16 protein-coding genes and 2 pseudogenes are annotated in these 17,694 nt (G+C 73.0%); 5 read left to right on the forward strand and 13 right to left on the reverse strand.

The features are described 5' to 3' along the window. Positions 1 to 18 precede the first annotated feature (18 nt). Positions 19 to 576: a PPA1309 family protein gene (locus tag ACOBQU_RS13085; protein WP_423626822.1), complete on the forward strand. Its 558-nt coding sequence runs from the start codon at positions 19 to 21 to the stop codon at positions 574 to 576. Between the two features lie 186 nt (positions 577 to 762). Here ACOBQU_RS13085 and ACOBQU_RS13090 read toward each other — a convergent pair whose 3' ends face one another. The 4 genes and pseudogenes from ACOBQU_RS13090 to ACOBQU_RS13105 all read right to left on the reverse strand — a co-directional run bounded on the left by ACOBQU_RS13090 (position 763) and on the right by ACOBQU_RS13105 (position 4,218). After that, positions 763 to 1,857 carry a YlbL family protein gene (locus ACOBQU_RS13090; protein WP_423626824.1) on the reverse strand — a complete coding sequence of 365 codons (1,095 nt, stop codon included), beginning with the start codon at positions 1,855 to 1,857 and terminating at the stop codon, positions 763 to 765. A gap of 127 nt (positions 1,858 to 1,984) precedes the next feature. Next, positions 1,985 to 2,188, reverse strand: a complete 204-nt coding sequence (locus ACOBQU_RS13095; protein ID WP_423626826.1) for a hypothetical protein — start codon at positions 2,186 to 2,188, stop codon at positions 1,985 to 1,987. Positions 2,189 to 2,349: 161 nt separating this feature from the next. After that, positions 2,350 to 2,814 carry a molybdenum cofactor biosynthesis protein MoaE gene (locus tag ACOBQU_RS13100; RefSeq protein WP_423626828.1) on the reverse strand — a complete coding sequence of 155 codons (465 nt, stop codon included), beginning with the start codon at positions 2,812 to 2,814 and terminating at the stop codon, positions 2,350 to 2,352. A gap of 241 nt (positions 2,815 to 3,055) precedes the next feature. Beyond that, positions 3,056 to 4,218: pseudogene (locus tag ACOBQU_RS13105) on the reverse strand (SDR family oxidoreductase). Between the two features lie 192 nt (positions 4,219 to 4,410). On the opposite strand from ACOBQU_RS13105, the gene ACOBQU_RS13110 reads away from it, so the two are divergent. Then, complete coding sequence (locus ACOBQU_RS13110; RefSeq protein WP_423626830.1) at positions 4,411 to 5,901, forward strand: zinc-dependent metalloprotease; 1,491 nt, start codon at positions 4,411 to 4,413, stop codon at positions 5,899 to 5,901. Next, positions 5,898 to 6,428 (forward strand): NUDIX hydrolase, encoded by a 531-nt coding sequence (locus tag ACOBQU_RS13115; protein WP_423626831.1) that lies wholly within the window; start codon positions 5,898 to 5,900, stop codon positions 6,426 to 6,428. The genes ACOBQU_RS13110 and ACOBQU_RS13115 overlap by 4 nt, the downstream gene beginning before the upstream one ends. Before the next feature lie 102 nt (positions 6,429 to 6,530). Here the strand turns inward: ACOBQU_RS13115 and ACOBQU_RS13120 are convergent, their stop codons facing one another. The 4 genes from ACOBQU_RS13120 to ACOBQU_RS13135 all read right to left on the reverse strand — a co-directional run bounded on the left by ACOBQU_RS13120 (position 6,531) and on the right by ACOBQU_RS13135 (position 10,637). Next, positions 6,531 to 7,286, reverse strand: coding sequence for an AIM24 family protein (locus ACOBQU_RS13120; protein ID WP_423626833.1), 756 nt, complete (start codon positions 7,284 to 7,286; stop codon positions 6,531 to 6,533). A 16-nt stretch (positions 7,287 to 7,302) separates the two neighbouring features. Then, positions 7,303 to 7,986: an AIM24 family protein gene (locus ACOBQU_RS13125; protein WP_423626834.1), complete on the reverse strand. Its 684-nt coding sequence runs from the start codon at positions 7,984 to 7,986 to the stop codon at positions 7,303 to 7,305. Between the two features lie 11 nt (positions 7,987 to 7,997). Then, complete coding sequence (locus ACOBQU_RS13130) at positions 7,998 to 9,851, reverse strand: TerD family protein (protein WP_423626835.1); 1,854 nt, start codon at positions 9,849 to 9,851, stop codon at positions 7,998 to 8,000. Positions 9,852 to 10,013: 162 nt separating this feature from the next. Next, on the reverse strand, positions 10,014 to 10,637 hold the full coding sequence (locus ACOBQU_RS13135; RefSeq protein WP_423626837.1) for a M48 family metallopeptidase: 624 nt from the start codon (positions 10,635 to 10,637) through the stop codon (positions 10,014 to 10,016). A 378-nt stretch (positions 10,638 to 11,015) separates the two neighbouring features. Here ACOBQU_RS13135 and ACOBQU_RS13140 point away from each other — a divergent pair, with 378 nt between their 5' ends. After that, positions 11,016 to 12,152, forward strand: coding sequence for a ThiF family adenylyltransferase (locus ACOBQU_RS13140; RefSeq protein WP_423626839.1), 1,137 nt, complete (start codon positions 11,016 to 11,018; stop codon positions 12,150 to 12,152). 41 nt (positions 12,153 to 12,193) lie between these two features. Continuing rightward, a complete protein-coding gene (locus tag ACOBQU_RS13145; protein WP_423626841.1) occupies positions 12,194 to 13,615 on the forward strand; it encodes an ABC1 kinase family protein in 1,422 nt (473 codons plus the stop codon). Between the two features lie 18 nt (positions 13,616 to 13,633). Here the strand turns inward: ACOBQU_RS13145 and ACOBQU_RS13150 are convergent, their stop codons facing one another. From ACOBQU_RS13150 to ACOBQU_RS13170, 5 genes and pseudogenes are all read right to left on the reverse strand, one after another. Then, complete coding sequence (locus ACOBQU_RS13150) at positions 13,634 to 13,861, reverse strand: hypothetical protein (protein ID WP_423626843.1); 228 nt, start codon at positions 13,859 to 13,861, stop codon at positions 13,634 to 13,636. A gap of 155 nt (positions 13,862 to 14,016) precedes the next feature. Further along, a complete protein-coding gene (locus ACOBQU_RS13155) occupies positions 14,017 to 14,340 on the reverse strand; it encodes a hypothetical protein (protein WP_423626844.1) in 324 nt (107 codons plus the stop codon). Beyond that, complete coding sequence (locus ACOBQU_RS13160) at positions 14,337 to 14,705, reverse strand: WhiB family transcriptional regulator (RefSeq protein ID WP_423626846.1); 369 nt, start codon at positions 14,703 to 14,705, stop codon at positions 14,337 to 14,339. The genes ACOBQU_RS13155 and ACOBQU_RS13160 overlap by 4 nt, the downstream gene beginning before the upstream one ends. Before the next feature lie 167 nt (positions 14,706 to 14,872). Then, positions 14,873 to 15,199 carry a hypothetical protein gene (locus ACOBQU_RS13165; protein ID WP_423626847.1) on the reverse strand — a complete coding sequence of 109 codons (327 nt, stop codon included), beginning with the start codon at positions 15,197 to 15,199 and terminating at the stop codon, positions 14,873 to 14,875. Between the two features lie 163 nt (positions 15,200 to 15,362). After that, positions 15,363 to 17,566, reverse strand: a pseudogene (locus tag ACOBQU_RS13170) (ATP-dependent DNA helicase UvrD2). Between the last annotated feature and the right edge of the window lie 128 nt (positions 17,567 to 17,694).

Raw genomic sequence — 17,694 nt, forward strand, 5'->3', positions numbered from 1 at the left:
CGAGGCAGGATATTGGGCATGCCCAACGTTTCCCCCTCCGGCCCACCGATGGCCGCGAGCCCCCTCACCCGAGCCGTCCTGGAGATCGACGACTATGTCGCGACCCTCGGCTGGGACCAGCCCGCCCGTCTCTTCGCCCTCGTGGACACCGCTCAGCTCCGCGCCCAGGAGCCCGGCCTCGCCGACCGCCTCGGCCTGGCGGACGACGCGTCCGGCGCGCCCCTGACCCCCATCGAGCAGGACGAGCTGCCCGCGGGCGCCGCCCTCGACGAGTTCCTCGGCACCATCGCCTGGCCCGAGGCGGTCGCGGGCTGCGCCCTGACCGTGGAGCGCCTGATGCTGCCGCCGTCCGCGGAGGCGTCCGTTCCGCAGGACCTCGGCGAGCGGGAGCTGGGCGACTGGGTGGCCAAGCACCCCGAGCGCCAGGAGGTGCGGATGACGGTCGCGGTGCTGCGGGACGGCGCGCGCGAGTCGGCCCTGCGGCTGCGCGAGAAGGACTCGCCGGCGGAGGTGCTCACGGGGTCCGACCTGGTGCCGGGGCTCGCGGAGGCGCTGGCGGCGACGTTCGCGGAGTAGGTGGCTGGCCGCGACGTTCGCGGAGTAGGCAGCTGACGGCGACCTGCGCTGAGCAGGTCGCTGGCGGCGACGTGCGCGAAGCAGGCAGCTGGCGGCGACGTGCGCGAGCAGGTCCCGCAGGCCGTGTTCGGTGGCCGGGGGTGGCGTGGGCCGTCCCCGGCTACTGTCGTTGTCGTGTCCGCCGGGTCAGCTCTTGGTGCAGCGCGGCAGGTCGTCGGTGTCGCCCTTGCGGATCTTCTCCAGGGAGCTGACCGCGTCCTTGATCGTGTCGACCTTGACCAGGGTGAGCCCGTCGGGGACGTCGCTGGCGGCGGCCGCGCAGTTGTCCTTCGGCGTCAGGAAGTACTCGGCGCCCTTGTCGCGCGCGCCGACGGTCTTCATCTCGACGCCGCCGATCGGGCCGACCGTGCCGTCCTCCTCGATGGTGCCGGTGCCCGCGACGAACTTGCCGCCGGTCAGCGGGCCGGGCGTGAGCTTGTCGACGATGCCGAGCGCGAACATCAGGCCCGCGCTGGGCCCGCCCACGTCGGCGAGCTTGATGTCGATGGTGAACGGGAAGGTGTGGTCGGTTCCGGCCTGGATGCCGACGACGGCCCGGTCGGGCCCGCTGTCCTCGGCCTTCTCCGTGACGATCCTGACGTCCTCGGTCCTGCTCGGCTTCTTGCCCGACTTCTCGGCGGCGGCCGCCTCCTTGACGGGGACGACGGTGAAGACCACGGGCTGGCCCGGCTTGCGCTTGGTGACGAACTTCGCGACGTCCGAGGTCCGTGTCACCTTCCTGCCGTCCACGCTCTCGATGACGTCGCCCGCGTGCAGCTTGCCCTCCGCCGGGCTGTCCTTGAAGACGGTGGAGACCACCACCTGGGTCTTCACCGGCAGCTTCAGCTGCTTCAGGGCGGCGACCTTCGCGCTCTCCTGGGACTGGCTGAACTCCTCGGCGTTCTCCCGGTTCGACTGCTGCTCGGTCTTGCCGTCCGGGTAGAGCGTGTCGTGCGGCACCACGATGTTGTCGTGCGAGAGCCAGCCGTAGACGGCCTCGGCGAGGTTCATCTTGTAGTCGGCGCTGGTGACCCGGACCGTCGTCATGTTCAGATGGCCGCTGGTCGGATAGGTCTTGTGCCCCGAGATCTGCAGCACCGGCTCGCCGTCGTGGTCGCCCAGGGTGTTCACCGTCGGGCCCGGCGACATCTCCGCGTACGGGACCTTGATCAGCACACCCGCGCAGAGCAGCGCGATCAGCATGAGGGTGGAGGCGAGCATCGTCGCGGTGCGGCGTGGCATGGAACGACAGTACGGGACGGTCCTGTGAGCGCACCCCCGGGGCCGGTCCGTCCGGGCTGGGGCCGGTCCGTACGAGCTGGGGCCAGCCTGTACGGGCGGGGCGGCTACGTAGGGTCGGGGCCGGGGATCAGGCGGCGTCGGTGCCCGAAGGGGTCTTCTCCAGAGCGGCCGAGTGGGTCTTCTCCATGGCCCTGCGGAACGCCGCGTAGCCGTTCAGCTCGGTGTTGTCACCGGTCTTGCCGCTGGCGCGGTTCCGGTTGGCCAGGACGGCCCACAGACCGGCACCAACCGCCGCCAGCAGCGGAATCAGCAACCAGGCAAGCGACGCCATGTCGACCTCCCGACCCCTTGAGCGACAACGTGAGCGACAGCGAACTGACTGATCAGCAGATTAACCATCCGCTGCGACAACGCTCACGGCAGGGGGGCGGTTACGCAACCGGAGGCCCCGCGGGGCCCCGGCCGTGACGCCCTGACGTGCCCCGACGCGCCCTAGCAGGCGCCGACCCACTCCTGTCTGCCGTCGGAGAACGTCTGGTGCTTCCAGATCGGCACCTCGTGCTTCAGGTCGTCGATCAGCTTGCGGCAGGCCGCGAAGGCCTCCGCCCGGTGCGCGCAGGAGACGGCGACGACGACGGCGAGGTCGCCCACGGCCAGGTCACCGACGCGGTGCACGGCGGCGAGGGCGCGCACCGGGAACTCGGCGACGACCTTCTCGGCCACCCGGCGCAGCTCGGCCTCGGCGCTGGGGTGGCTGGAGTACGCCAGCGCGTCGACATCCGCGCCGCCGTCGTGGTCCCGCACGGTCCCGACGAACAGCGCCGTGCCGCCCGCGGCGTCGTCCCCCACGGCCTTGAAGACCTCGTCGAGCGACAGCGGCGTCTCCCGGATGCCGAGCAGCCGGATCGGGTCGTCAGCCGCCAGCTCACCGGGGTGATCCTTCGCATTGCGTGCCATGCGGCCATGGTGCCGTACGGCACTGACAACGAGGAATCCCCTGATCCCCCGGCACGCGGGGGACGAACTTGGAGTTCCCTACGGAACCCGCCGACCGTGTGTCCCGTCCGTGCTGCTCCGTCCTGGCCGTGCTGCTCCGTCCTGGCCGTGCCGCCCCCGCTGTGGGCACCCTCCAGGAGACGCCCGCCCCTCGGCGCCGGACAGGAGTCCCGGAGACGCCCGCCCCCGGAGCCCGGGGGCACTACAGCCTGCGCCGAGCCTTCCGCGCCCGGCGGACCAGCGCGGCCGTACCCAACAGGGCGACGGTCGCCCCGGCGGCCCCCGCCGCCGTCGCGTCCTTGCGCCCCAGCCGCCGCCCCGCGACCGTCTTGCGCCCGGAGACCTCCTCCAGCAGCTCCGCGAGCACCTCCTCGTTGGTCCACCGCGGCCGCCACCCGGCGTCGTGCAGTCGGCTCACACTGACCACCCAGGGGTACATGGTGTACGCCAGGTCCCCGGCCGGAGACGGCGTGAGGCCGATGCGGTGCAGCCGCGCGGCGGCGCCCAGGGCCACCGCGGACGGCAGCTCCATGCGCCGGATGCCGCTCAGTTCCTCGACCTCCTCCTGCTCCAGCCAGCCGTCGCACCCCACGGCCAGCTCCCCGTCGACCCGCTCCAGGACGGCGTACTCCAGGGCGCTGCACAGGTCGTCGACGTGGCAGAACTGCCAGGCGGGCCGGGACCCGGCGACCACCAGGAGCCGGGGCGACTCGAAGTACCGGGTGAGCGCGGTGTCGGTGCCGCCCACGAGGATGGCGGGCCGCACCACGGTGACGTTCAGGCCGGGGTGCGCCCGGGGCGCGCGCCGGGCGAGCCGCTCGATCTCCAGGAGGTCGCCGACGCCCGTGGCCTCCGCGGTGGCGCGCAGTTCGGCGTCTTCGGAGAGGGGCAGTTCGTTGTCGGCCAGCGCTCCGTAGACCATGGCCGAGGTGCACAGGACGACGCGGTGCACGCCCGCCGCGGCGGCCGCGGTCAGGACGGTCTGGGTGCCGCGTACGTTGTACGCGGTGCGGGCGGCGGCGTCGGTCTCCAGGTCCAGGTCGAGCGCGAGGTGCACCACGACGTCGACGCCGCGCAGCTTCTCGGCGATGGCCGGGTCCCGCACGTCCAGGACGTGCCACTGGGCCTGCGCGCAGTCCCCCGGCGCTCGTCGATCGCCACGACCTGCTTGACCGCGTCGGACGCGGCCAGGCGCTCGGTCAGGCGCGCCCCCACGCCCGCCGCCGCGCCGGTGACGGCGACGACGGGCCCGCGCACGGGCGACGGCGCGGCCTCGCGCAGCGGCGCCGGGGCGGTCCGCTCGTCGGGCGGCGTCCTGCCTGAGGGGTTTCGCGCTGCGCGAACCTGCGGATCTGGGGAACTCACCGGGCGTCTCCAGCGGTTGTCTTCAGTACGTACGTGAATGACGCGTACGTACCAGGTGGCATCCATCCTGCCGCAGCCCTCCGGGCGGCGAAGCACCGAGGCCCGATCGCGCCGGGGTGTCTAGGCTGGGAGGTGTTGTCGGGCAGCCGCCGCCGGACCCAGATCCGGTGGCCTTACGAGCCGAGGAAACCCGTGAGTGACACCCCATTCGGATTCGGCCTTCCGCCGGAGGAGCCGGAGAACGGCGACGAGGGCAAGAAGAAGGACACCCCCGGAGGGGGCCAGGGTTCCGGCGGCCCTGGGAACCCGTTCGGTTTCGGCCTGCCCGGAATGGGCGGCCCGGGCGGTGCGGAGAACCCGTTCGCGGCCATGTTCGGTTCGATGAACCCCACGGACCTGGGCGCCGCCTTCCAGCAGCTCGGCCAGATGCTGTCGTACGAGGGCGGGCCGGTGAACTGGGACATGGCCAAGGACATCGCCCGCCAGACGGTCTCCCAGGGCACCGCGGACGGCACCAAGGACGAGAGCGTCGGCCCCGCCGACCGCACCGCCGTGGAGGAGGCCGTCCGCCTGGCCGACCTGTGGCTGGATGACGCCACGTCCCTGCCGTCCGGCTCCGGCACGGCCGTGGCCTGGAGCCGCGCCGAGTGGGTCGAGGCGACCCTCCCGGCCTGGCGGGAGCTGGTCGACCCGGTCGCCGAGCGCGTGGGCGCCGCCATGGGGGACGTCCTGCCCGAGGAGATGCAGGCCATGGCGGGCCCGCTGATCGGCATGATGCGCTCCATGGGCGGCGCCATGTTCGGCCAGCAGATCGGCCAGGCCGTGGGCGTCCTCGCGGGCGAGGTCGTGGGCTCCACGGACATCGGCCTGCCCCTCGGCCCGTCCGGCAAGGCCGCCCTGCTCCCGGTGAACGTGTCCGCCTTCGGCAAGGACCTGAGCGTCCCCATGGAGGAGGTGCGGCTCTATCTGGCGCTGCGCGAGGCGGCCCACCAGCGGCTCTTCGCCCACGTGCCGTGGCTGCGCTCGCACCTGTTCGGCGCGGTCGAGGGCTATGCCCGCGGCATCAAGGTCGACACCTCCAAGCTGGAGGACGTCGTCGGCCAGTTCGACCCGCAGAATCCGGAGCAGCTCCAGGACGCCCTCCAGCAGGGCATGTTCCAGCCGGAGGACTCCCCCGAGCAGAAGGCCGCCCTGGCCCGCCTGGAGACGGCGCTCGCGCTCGTCGAGGGCTGGGTGGACGCGGTGGTGCACGCCGCGGCGAAGCCCCGCCTGTCGGCGGCCGACGCGCTGCGCGAGACCCTGCGCCGCCGCCGCGCCACGGGCGGCCCCGCCGAGCAGACGTTCGCGACGCTCATCGGCCTGGAGCTGCGCCCGCGCCGCCTGCGGGACGCCTCGCGCCTGTGGGCCTCCCTGACGGACGCGCGTGGCGTCGACGGCCGCGACGGCCTGTGGGCGCACCCGGACATGCTCCCGACGGCCACCGACCTGGACGACCCGGACGGCTTCGTGCACCGCGAGCAGCTGGACTTCTCCGAGCTGGACAAGATGCTCGGCGAGGCCGCGGACGGCGCCGCCTCCTCCGGCAAGCCTGACCTCTCCAAGGGCGAGGATTCCAAGGGCGGCGAGGGCTCCAAGGGCGACGACGCCGCTCCGGGTGACGGCGAGGACGACGGCGCGAAGTGAGCCTGCACGACGACGCGGTCCTCACGCTGAAGGCGTACGAGGACCAGGACGAGCTGCGCCAGTACTACCTGGACCACCTGGCGGCCCACCCCGAGGACGGCCTGTGGAAGTCCTGCACGGACGGGCACGTGACGGCCAGCGCCCTGGTGGTCGACCCGTCGCGGGGGCGCGTACTGCTGACGCTGCACCGGAAGCTGCGGATGTGGCTCCAGATGGGCGGCCACTGCGAGCCGGGCGACGCGACGCTCGCCGCCGCCGCGCTGCGCGAAGCCACGGAGGAGTCCGGCGTCCCGGGCCTGACGCTGCTGCCGGGCGGCCCGGTGCGCCTGGACCGGCACCCGATCCCGGGCCCCTGCACCCAGCACCTGGACGTGCAGTTCGCCGCGCTCGCCCCCGCCGACGCGACCGCGGCGATCAGCGACGAGTCGCTCGACCTGCGCTGGTTCGCGTACGACGAGGTGGCGGACGTGGCTGACACGTCCGTCGTCCGCCTTATGGAGGGCACGCGGGCACGCCTCCAGGTGTGACGCCACACCCCTCACGCGGGGGGCGACATGCGGAGATGTGTAAGGGGCGGTCGCCAGGGCGACCGCCCCTTACACATGGTGCGCACATGGTTCTGCTGGAGGTCAGTTCCAGACGTTGCCCTGGTTCTGCCCCCGCGCGCCCTGCTGCCCCATGCCGAACTGGGCGGCCACGCCCTGCCCGATGGCGGCGTGCTGCGGCGGCAGCATCTCGCTGGGCTGGACGAGCGCGTACCCCTGGCCCATGAAGCTGAGCTCCCAGCCCTCACCGGTGTTGCCGCGCCGCCGCCATACGCCCGAGGAATGCGTCTGCGCCTGCATCTGCACCCTGAGGCCGGTGGACCAGGCGACGATCGCGTCCGCGTCGGCGTTCACATAGCGGTCCGGGGTGACCTGGAGCATCAGCGGCTGGCCCGACGTCATCAGGGCGACCTTGCCGCGCCCGGTGATGTTGAGCTGGTACTTGCCGGACCCGGAGATGCCGTACTGGCTGTCCACCGCGATCACCTGGTGGGACAGCGACGAGTCCATGGCGAGGACGTAGGCGCTGTCGACGGTCAGGCCGTCCTGGTCGACGTCCACGATGTGGATGTACTGCGCGAGGTTGGCGAAGTAGACGGCGCCCTGGCCGTGGCAGCGCATCAGGTCCAGGCCCTCGCCCGTGTGCGCGCGGGCGCGCCGCTGACCGCCGCTCTGGTACTCGGCGTCGAACTCGACGAGCCCCTGGTAGGCGACCATCGAGCCCTTGCGGGCCAGCACGTCGTCGTGGCCCTCCAAGGCGACCCGCAGCAGCTGCGGGTTCTGCACGGTGTAGCGCTCCTGGGACTGCTGCTCGGCGTGCGCGAAAAGCGAGCTCTGCATGGTGTGTTGCTCCCCCTCAGCTCCGGATCCGGAGGCGGTCGGTGCTGTCCTCACTGGGCTGTACGACGACGATGCCCTCTCCGGAGAAGCCCATCTGGTAGGCCTCGCCGCTGCCGCGCCCGATGAGCGACCCGGCCTTGAAGCTCCGCTTGCCCTTCACCTTCAGGTTGGGCGACCAGGCGATCAGGGCGTCCGGGTCCACGTACGTCTCGTCCTCGCCGCGGCCGCAGTCGACCACGATCGGCGTGCCCCGCGAGGTCAGCGCCACCCAGCCCTGACCGGAGATCCTGACGTTCCACAGGCCCTGCCCCGCGAACTTCGCGAGGCCCTTGACCCGTTCGACGCCCCACTGGAGGCTCGCGTCGAAGGCGAGCAGGTTGGTGCCGTTCACCGAGAGTGCGTCGCCCGCCAGGTTGATGACGACGACGTCCGCTCCGTAGTCGGCGAGGTAGAGCAGGCCGTCTCCGGAGCACTTCATCAACGGGGCGCCCTCGCCGGTCATCCATTCGCGGGCGACCTGGCGGACGGCGGGCGGGTTGGGCTCGTACTGCACGAACCCTTCGTAGGCGACCATCGAGCCCACGCGGGCGAGGAGGTCGTGTCCGGTCTGCATGGCGACCTTGACCATGTGGTGGCCGTGGTTCTCCATGCGGGCGGCCACCGGGGCCGGGGCGTAGCCCGCGAGCTGCTGCTGGTTCATGACGGGCTCCCTCAGACCTCGTACGGCTGGACGACGATGAAATTGCCGGGCGCGCCACGGAACTGGAGGTTCACGCTCTCCCCCGTGGAACCCGCGGAGGCGTTGCCGCGCAGCCGGACCTGGCTGGACACGATCGCCTGGGCGGCGGCGGACCACGCGACCACGGCGTGGCAGTCGGCGAAGGTCGTCGGCGTCACCGGCAGCACGACGGGCATGCCGTGGGTCTTCACGACGACGGTGCCCGCTCCCTGGAACTGCATGACGAACAGCGCGCCCCCGGGGATGCCGTGCCCCTCGATGCGGCGCACCTCGTACTGGAGCGACTCATCGAAGGCGAGGACGTTCTCCGCGGAGACGCAGATGGCGTCGCCCTGGAGCTCGATGGGGTGCAGATGCGTGCCCTGCTCGGCGAGGAAGACCTGGCCGCGCCCGGTGCAGCGCATCAGCTGCATCTCCTGGCCAGTGGCGTTGCCCACGATGCGGCCCGCGAAGCCCGCGCCCTTGTAGCTGAACTCGACCTTGCCCTGGTAGAGCACCATGCTGCCCTGGCGGGCGAGGACGGGCTGGCCGCCGACGTTCAAGTCGATGCGGACCAGCTTCTCGTTCTGCTGCGTCCAGCGCTGGCCGGTCCCGGCCTCGCGGTACTTCTGGAGCGCGGCGGCCACTCCGGCGCCCTGGGGCGCGGCCTGCGGGACGCCCGGGGCGCCCTGGCCGAACGGGGCGGGTGCCTGACCGGGGATCGGCGCCTGGGGCTGCTGGCCGTACCCGGGCGGCTGGGGCGCGGCGGGCTGGCCGTACCCCGGTGCCTGGGGCTGCTGGCCGTATCCAGGGGGCTGCGGCTGCTGGCCGTACCCGGGCGGCGGGGCCGCCGAGGGCTGCTGGCCGTAGCCCGGCGGGAGCGGCGCGGAGGGCTGCTGCCCCGGCGTCTGGCCGAACTGCTGGGGCTGGCCGGGCTGGCCGTAGGGCTGGCCCTGCGGCTGCGCGCCCGGCTGGCCGTACGGGTCGGCCTGCGGGGGCGGCACGGGGGCGCCGGGCGGGCTCGCGGGCTGGTGCGGCGGTTGGTTCAGGGGGGCCACGACGGTCTGCGCGGAGTGCACCGCCGGGGCGGCGGGCGGCGGCGGGGTGGCGCTCTGCGGGGGCGCGGGCTGCTGCGGGGCGGGGGCCGGGGCCGGGGCCGGAGGAGTGGGGGCCGCGGGCGCGGGCGCGGCGGGGGCGGGCGCCGCGGGGACCGGGGCGGCTGCGGCGGGGGCGGCGAACGCGGGGGGCGCCGAGGCGTCCGCCGGGGGCGCGAAGCCGGGCGCGGACGCCTGCGCCGGGGGCGCCGCGGCGGGCTCGTCGTCCGCGACCTCCCCGCCGAAGTTCCTGAGCAGCGCGTCGAGGCCGCCGTCGAAGCCCTGCCCGACCGCGGCGAAGCGCCACACGTCCTTCAGGTAGAAGTCGCCCAGCATCAGGGCGCGCTCGGTGGAGAACTCCGCGCCGCTGAACGCGTACCGGGCCACCTCCTCGCCGCCCGCCACGATCCGGATGTAGCCCGACGTGATCTGCGACATCTGCCCGGCGCCGTCGATCGCGGCTGTGAACGACAGCTTCTGGATCTGCGGCGGGATGCGGTCCAGCGTGACGCGGAAGGACTCGTTGTCGCCCGCCTGCGCCCCCAGGAGCTGAAGCGACTCCTCCGGGGACTTCGGCTGGTTGTAGAAGATGAAGTAGCGGTCGTCCGAGAGCCGCTCGCTCGCGTCCAGGCCGAAGCAACTGATGTCGAAGGTCAGCCCGGGGGCAGCGATGTGCACGCCGACGTACAGATCGGTCCCGGCCGTGAGGTCACTGATCTTGGCCTTGTGGCCGCGTTGGAATTCCCTGGCCATGCGTTACGACCGTCCCCCATCCCGATGGTGAATGCGTCGCGCCAGGCTAACCGCAAAGTCCGACAACGGACGAAGCCGGTACAGACCCGGTACACAACCGGCGCACGCGCCCCCGCGCCCGCCGGGGCGGCCCCGCCCCGGCCCGGCCGCGGGGCCCGCGGCTCACTCCTCGCGGGCCGCGGGCAGATGCGGCAGCCGCTCGGCGGCCACCACCCCTTCGAGATAGCCCCGGGCGCGCTCCGTACGCGGATACGCCTCCAGCAGCCGCCAGAAGCGGGGCCCGTGACCGGGGACCAGAAGGTGGGCCAGCTCGTGGACGAGGACGTAGTCCACCACGTACTCCGGCATGCCCTGCAACCGGTGCGACAGGCGGATGCTGCCCTCCGACGGCGTGCACGACCCCCAACGGGTGTTCTGGTTCGTGACCCAGCGCACGGAGGACGGCCGCGCCCGGCCGTCGAAGAACTGCTCCGAGAGGCGGCTCGCCCGCTCGGCCAGCTCACTGTCGCCGAGGACCCGCTTGCTCTCCTGCGCCGCCAGCTTGTCGAGCATCACGTTCACCCAGCGGCGCTCCTCCGCCTCGGACATGCGGGCGGGGATGAGGACGACGGTGCGGTCGCCCTCCCGGTACGCCGAGACCGTCCTGCGCCGACGGGCGCTCCGCCGCACTTCGACCGGGCTCGCCGCCGTACCGGCCGAGGGCGGGCCGGTCGCGGTGCGCTGTGGACTTCCGGCGCGGTGCAGTGGGGTCTCCCCAGTGAAGCCCGGGGACGAGTCGGCGGGCACGCCTTGACGTTACCCGCTTGGCATAGGGGAAGTCCCGCCTCCGGGACGGTTCGGCGGGGATCCACCCCCCGGGCAGCCGCCGAGGCGGATTAGTACGACAAGTACTCGACGCCTGTGGATAACGCGACGCAGGCGTCGGCCGGACCGGGCATGCTCGGAATCGATCGAGCTGGCCGGGCTGACCGGACGCCGACGGGCCCGCCGTGCGGGCGGCCGTGTACGCAGCCTTGCAGGCGGCCGTGCGGGCGGCCGTGCGGGCAGCCTTGCGGGGCGGCCATGTGAGCAGCCGTGCGGGCAGTCCCGCGCACGGCAATCGGCCAGCACGACCAGGGGACAAGCCCGCTCGCACCCGGGCGGGCACGACACGGGGGGGCGACCATGCATCCGATTCTCAAGCCCACGCTGCGCCGCGGCTGGCGCGACCTGAACACCGTGCAGTTCGGAGTGGCGCCCGCGCACGCCCGGGTGCTCGCCCCGGTCGACACGGCGACGGGCAGCTTCCTCACCCTCCTCGACGGCACCCGCGGACTGCCGCTGCTGCGTGCGGAGGGCCGCAGGATGGGCCTGCCGGACGGGCATGTGGACGGGCTGCTGCGCCGCCTCGCCGACGCCGGGCTGCTCGACGACGCCACCGGCGGCGGCCCGGCGGCCGACGCCCTGCGGACCCGCGCGGACACCCTGGACCGGCTGCGCCCCGACCTCGCCGCCCTGTCGACGGTGATGCCCCAGCCGTCCGACGGCATCCGCAAGGTGGCCGCCCGCCGGGCCACACGCGTGCGGGTGCGGGGCACCGGCCGGGTGGGGGCCCTGGTCGCCTCGGTCCTGTCCGGGGCCGGGATCGGGCAGGTCGACGTGATGGACGGGGGCTGCGTCGAGCCGTGGGACGTCGCCCCGGGCGGGCTGCCCGCCGAGTCCGTCGGGCAGCGCAGGGACGCCGCCGCGCGCCGGGCCGTGCGTCGGGCGGCGCCGGGCCGACCGCCGCGCCACCCCGAGGGCGGGCAGGACGGCGAACGCCCTCTGTCCCTGGTCGTCCTCACCCCGCGCGACGGCCTCGACGCCTTCGCCCCGGCGCCCGCCACCGCCGAGCAGTTCGTCGCCGCCGGGACGCCCCATCTGTACGCGGGCGTGATCGAGGGCACCGGAGTGGTGGGCCCGCTGGTCCTGCCGGGAGTGACGGCCTGCGCGGGCTGCCTCGCCCTGCACCAGTCGGACGAGGACGCGGCCTGGCCCCGCATGCTGGCGCAGTGGCACTCGGGTCGCCAGCGCCATGTGCCCGCCTGTGACCTGGCCCTGTCGACCACGGTGGCGGGGCTCGCCGCGGCGCACGCCCTGGCCTTCCTCGACGGCGCCGAACCGGCCCTGACGGACACCCGCTGGCTGACGTCCACGCCCGGATACCAGTGGCGGACGCAGCGCACGCCCGCCCACCCGCGGTGCCCTTGTCGGGCGAATGAGCAACGAAAGGGGGAGCGGACCTCCGTGGATCAAGTGCCGCACGAGACAATGTCCGGGTAACCGCCTGACAAGGCGCGGCTGCCTGGGACTTGGAGGGGCGCATGTCTGATCTTCCCCGGAAGGCGGTCACCCGTACCGCCAAACTGGCCGCGCTGCCGCTCGGCATCGCGGGCCGCGCGACCTGGGGGCTCGGCAAACGGATCGGGGGCAAGTCGGCGGAACTCGTCGGACGCGAGTTGCAACAGCGCACGGCGGAGCAGCTGTTCAAGGTGCTGGGCGAGTTGAAGGGCGGCGCCATGAAGTTCGGGCAGGCGCTGTCCGTCTTCGAGTCGGCGCTCCCGGAGGAGGTCGCGGGGCCCTATCGCGCCGCGCTGACGAAGCTCCAGGAGGCGGCGCCGCCGATGCCGACCAGCACCGTGCACGCGGTGCTGGCGGAGCGGCTCGGCGCCGACTGGCGCGAGTTGTTCCTGGAGTTCGAGGACAAGCCCGCGGCGGCGGCGTCGATCGGCCAGGTGCACCGGGCTGTGTGGCAGGACGGGCGCGACGTGGCGGTGAAGGTCCAGTACCCGGGCGCGGGCGAGGCGCTGCTTTCGGACCTGAACCAACTGGGCCGCTTCGCCCGGGTCCTGGGGCCGCTGATCCCGGGCATGGACATCAAGCCCCTCATCGCGGAGCTGCGCGACCGCGTCTCCGAGGAGTTGGACTACGGCCTGGAGGCCCAGGCCCAGCGCGAGCACGCCCGGGAGTTCGCGGACGACCCGGACGTGGTGGTCCCCGACGTGGTGCACCAGTGCGACCAGGTCCTGGTCACGGAGTGGATCGACGGGGTGCCGCTGTCGGAGGTGATCGCCGACGGCACCCAGGAGCAGCGGGACCGGGCCGGTCAGCTCCTGACGCGGTTCCTGTTCTCCGGCCCGGCCCGCACGGGCCTGCTGCACGCGGACCCGCACCCGGGCAACTTCCGGCTGCTGCCCGGCGCCCCCGGAGAGTCCGGCGAGCCCGGGGACATGGACACCTGGCGGCTCGGCGTCCTGGACTTCGGCACGGTGGACCGGCTGCCCGGCGGGCTGCCCCCGACCATCGGCCACGCACTGCGCATGACCGTGGAGGGCGAGGCCGACGCGGTGTACGACATGCTCTGCGAGGAGGGCTTCGTCAAGGAGTCCGTCGAGCTGGAGCCGGAGGCGGTGCTCGACTATCTGCTGCCGATCATCGAGCCCGCGCTGGCGGAGGAGTTCACCTTCGCGCGGGGCTGGATGCGCAGCCAGGCGGCGCGGGTGGCCGACCCCCGCTCCCCCGCCTACCAGTTGGGCAAGCGGCTGAACCTGCCGCCGTCGTACCTCCTGATCCACCGCGTGACGCTCAGCACGATCGGTGTCCTGTGCCAGTTGGGCGCGACCGTGCGCATGCGGGCCGAGATGGAGGCGTGGGTGCCCGGATTCCTGCCGGAGGAGGAGGCGGCGGACGGCGGCGTCGAGGACGAGGGGGCACAGGACGAGGCGCTGGGGGCGGCGGAAGCGTAGCCGGGTGAGCGGCGGGGCTCACCACCAGGCCGAGTCGAGGCGGCCCTCGATCGCGCGGATGTTGTCGCGCGCGCAGGTGTCGCAGAAGTAGCGGCGGACGCCGTTCTCGACGGAGCAGGTCCAGGTGGGGGGCTGGCCGTCGGCGACGGCGCCGCAGCAGGAGCACACGAGGTTCCCATCGCTCCCGGCGTTCTCGGCGTCCGTGGGGGCCGCGGCGTCCGCGGGTGGGGAAGACTGCTGGTCCACCCGGTGACCTTATCGTCGTCGCCGGACGATCGGCGGGCACAACGCACCGCGGGGGCCGGTCCGTTCGGACCGGCCCCCGCGGGGTGTCGTCGGGAAGCTCATCGGGAGCTTCCCTACTGCGTGGGTCGTGCGTCGCCGTCGGCCGCGCCGTTCGGCTACTGCATGACCGCCATCGCCAGGGCGCGGCGGGCACGGAGCGACGCGCGCTCGGCGCGGCGCTGCATGCGGCGGGCCGCGATCAGGCGGAGGGCCGGGCGCTCCTGCTCGGCCTCACGCAGACGCTCGTGCATATGCGCACGGGCCAGGGCTTCTGGGATGAGTTGCATTTCTCGGGTCCTGTTCTGGCGCGAGCGGGTCACGCCGTTCGTGGTGAAGTCCGGGGTCGCGAAGCCGGTGGGTTCGCTGGTGGGTGCCTTCATCGGGGCCTGCTTCTTCGGGTCGTGCGTCATGGGTCGGTCGATCGTTCCGGCGGTGCTCATGCCACTACCGGGTTCTTCCGCGGACGGCCACGCGGCCGCTTGCGGGCTACGACCACTCCCTGGACGAACAGCTCGCCGCCCCAGACGCCCCAGGGCTCACGCCGCTCCTTGGCACCGGCCAGGCAGGCCTCCATGAGCGGGCAGGTCCGGCACAGGGACTTGGCGTACTCGACGTCCGCGGGCGACTCGGCGAAGAAGACCTCCGGGTCGTAGGCGCGGCAGGGGACGGGTACGCCGAGGTTCTCGATGGCGTCGTCGAGCGCGGTGAGCGCGGTGAGGGGGGTCAAGGTCGGGTCCTCCGTGGGTGCGGGCGGCGGCGTGGTCTCTGAAGGCGGTACGGACGGGGCGTGCGCTTCGAGTTGCACGGTGGTGTTCTTCCTCGTCTGGTCGTTCCGGCCTGGTCGGCCGGCTGGCGGCTGGTACCGGGTCGTGCTGTGACCCCTTCGCTCCGTCTCCCTGTTTCAGGGAAAACAGAAGGGCCGCGGATCCCGGGTGGGGTTCCGCGGCCCTGAAGGCGCCGGCCTGATCGAGATCAGGCTGGATCACTCCAGGGTTCGAGCCCACGGAAGGCCCACATCGTGTGGTGCTGCGTCGTCTGCTTCCGGAATCCGGCACCGGCTGCCGCGAAGGCATAGGCCTGCGCCTGTGCCGTCACTACTGCTGCCGGTGCCTTGGTCGGTCGCTCATTGCCCTCACGGATCGGCAGACCGGCGAGGGACAGGGAGGCACCAGGACGCACGGCGGCGCTGCCGACGGACAGACCGGTGCCCGGGTTCGAGAGGCCGAGCAGGCAGGAGGCGACGATCGAGCGATCGGCCAGTTTGGCGGTGCGGATGAAGCTCTTGTTGGTGCTGATCACTGGAATCGCCTCCTCTCGGCGTCTAGGGGACCGGCCGGAACCGGACCTGCGGACTATTAAGTACAGCACGGAACCAGGGCTTCGGAGAAGCCGCTGTTTCCGTGCTTAAGAACCTATGGGGATTGCTGGCGCATGCGCAAACTATTTTTTCGACGAGTTTGAATCAGTCGCTGTCGTCGTCTTCGGTAACGTCCTGACCTGCGCAGATGGCCAGGACGTCGGCGCCGAAGCGGCGGAGCTTGCGCAGGCCGACGCCGGGGATGCGGGCAAGCTCGCCCTCCTCCTCGGGCACGGCCTCAGCGATCGCGACCAGCGTCTTGTCCGTGAAGACGCAGAACGCGGGCTGCCCCATGCGTCCGGCCTGGACCGCCCGCCACTCCCGCAGCCGCTCGTACAGCCCCTCGTCCATGTCGGACGGGCAGTCGTCGCAGCGCATGAGCTTCATCTCACCCGCCTCGGTGAGCGTCCGCCCGCAGACCCGGCAGCGGGCCGGTGTGCGTCTGCTACGGCGGGCGACCGCGGCGCCGGGGCCGCCGACCGTGCCCGTGCCCCGCTCGATGCCTCCGGCGCCGCCCGCCGGGCGACGGCCCGCGGCCGCGCCGGAGCCGGGGCGCAGTCCGTCGAGGAACCGGGTCGCCCGGCGGTTGGGGCGGCCGCCCGGCGAGCGGGACACGGCCCAGGACAGGTGGAGGTGGACGCGGGCGCGGGTCACGCCCACATAGAGGAGGCGGCGCTCCTCCTCGACCTGCTCGTCGGTCTTGGCGTAGGCGATCGGCATCATGCCCTCGGCCAGGCCCACCAGGAACACGGCGTCCCACTCCAGGCCCTTCGCGGCGTGCAGGGACGCCAGGGTGACGCCCTGGACGGTCGGGGCGTGCTGGGCGGCGGCGCGCTCGTCCAGCTCGGCGACCAGGTCGGCGAGGGTGGCCTCGGGGCGGGCCCGGGCGAAGTCCTCGGCGAGGCGCACCAGGGCGGCCAGGGACTCCCAGCGCTCGCGGACGGCGCCGGAGCCCGCGGGGGCTCGGTCGTCCAGCCCTTGGTGGAAAGGACGGCTCTGACCTGTGAGGGCAGGTCGACCACGTCGTCCAGGAGGGAGTCGTTGGCGCCGAAGCGGGCGGCGCCGCGCAGGGCGGCTCCGGCCTCGCGCACCTCGGTGCGCTCGAAGAAGCGCTCGGCGCCGCGGAGCTGGTAGGGGATGCCCGCGTCGGCCAGGGCCTGTTCGTAGAGCTCCGACTGGGAGTTCGTACGGAACAGGACGGCGATCTCGCTGGCCGGGACGCCCTCGGCGAGCAGGGCGCGGATGCGGTGGGCGGTGCCTTCGGCTTCGGCGGGCTCGTCGGCGTACTCCGTGTAGACCGGCTCGGCGCCGGGGTCGCGCTGGGAGACGAGCTGGAGGCGGTGGTCGGCGGCGCGGCCGCTGGCCTGGGCGAGCAGGCCGTTGGCGAGGTGGACGACCTGGGGGGTGGAGCGGTAGTCGCGGACGAGCTTGACGACCGTGGCGCCCGGGTGGCGGGTGCGGAAGTCCAGGAGGTGGTCGGGGGTGGCGCCGGTGAAGGAGTAGATCGTCTGGCTGGCGTCGCCGACCACGCACAGGGTGTCGCGGTCGCCGAGCCACAGCTCCAGGAGGCGCTGCTGGAGGGGGCTGACGTCCTGGTACTCGTCGACCACGAAGTGCTGGTACTGGGAACGGACCTGCTCGGCGATGTCGTGGCGGTCCTGAAGGATGCCGACGGCGAGCAGCAGCACGTCCTCGAAGTCGATGACGGAGCGGTCGCGCTTGAGGTCCTCGTACGCGGCGTAGAGCTGGGAGATCTCGGCGGGGTCGCGGGGGGCTTCGCGGCCCGCCTTGGCGGCCGCGGCGGCGTAGTCCGCGGGGACGGTCTGGGTGACCTTGGACCACTCGATCTCGCCGGTGACATCGCGCAGCTCGTTCCGGTCGAGGCGGACGCGGCAGGCGGCCGCGGCGTCGGCGACGAGCTGGATCTTGCGCTCGACGAGGCGGGGCAGCGGGCCGCCGACGGCCTTCGGCCAGAAGTACTGGAGCTGGCGCAGGGCCGCCGAGTGGAACGTGCGCGCCTGGACGCCGTGGGCGCCGAGCTGGCGCAGGCGGCCGCGCATCTCGCCCGCGGCGCGGTTGGTGAAGGTGACGGCGAGCACGCTGGCGGGCGGGAGGATGCCCGCGCGGACCCCGTAGGCGATCCGGTGCGTGATGGCGCGGGTCTTGCCCGTGCCCGCGCCCGCGAGCACGCAGACCGGTCCGTGCAGGGCCGTGGCGACCTCGCGCTGCTCCGGGTCGAGCCCGTCGAGCACCGCGTCGGCCGAGTCAGGGGCCTGCGGGAACAGGGTGGAGTGCGTTGCTGCTGTCACCCCGCCATGCTGCCAGGTCTGGCGAGGCGGGTGAGCCGGTTGTCCACAGGGGAGCAGCGTTAGTCGTACTAATGCGGGAATGGTGGCCAGGTCACGTACGTTCGTGTCAGTGCGAGGACGCACCCCGA

This window comes from Streptomyces sp. G45, assembly GCF_049542095.1.
Lineage (GTDB): Bacteria > Actinomycetota > Actinomycetes > Streptomycetales > Streptomycetaceae > Streptomyces.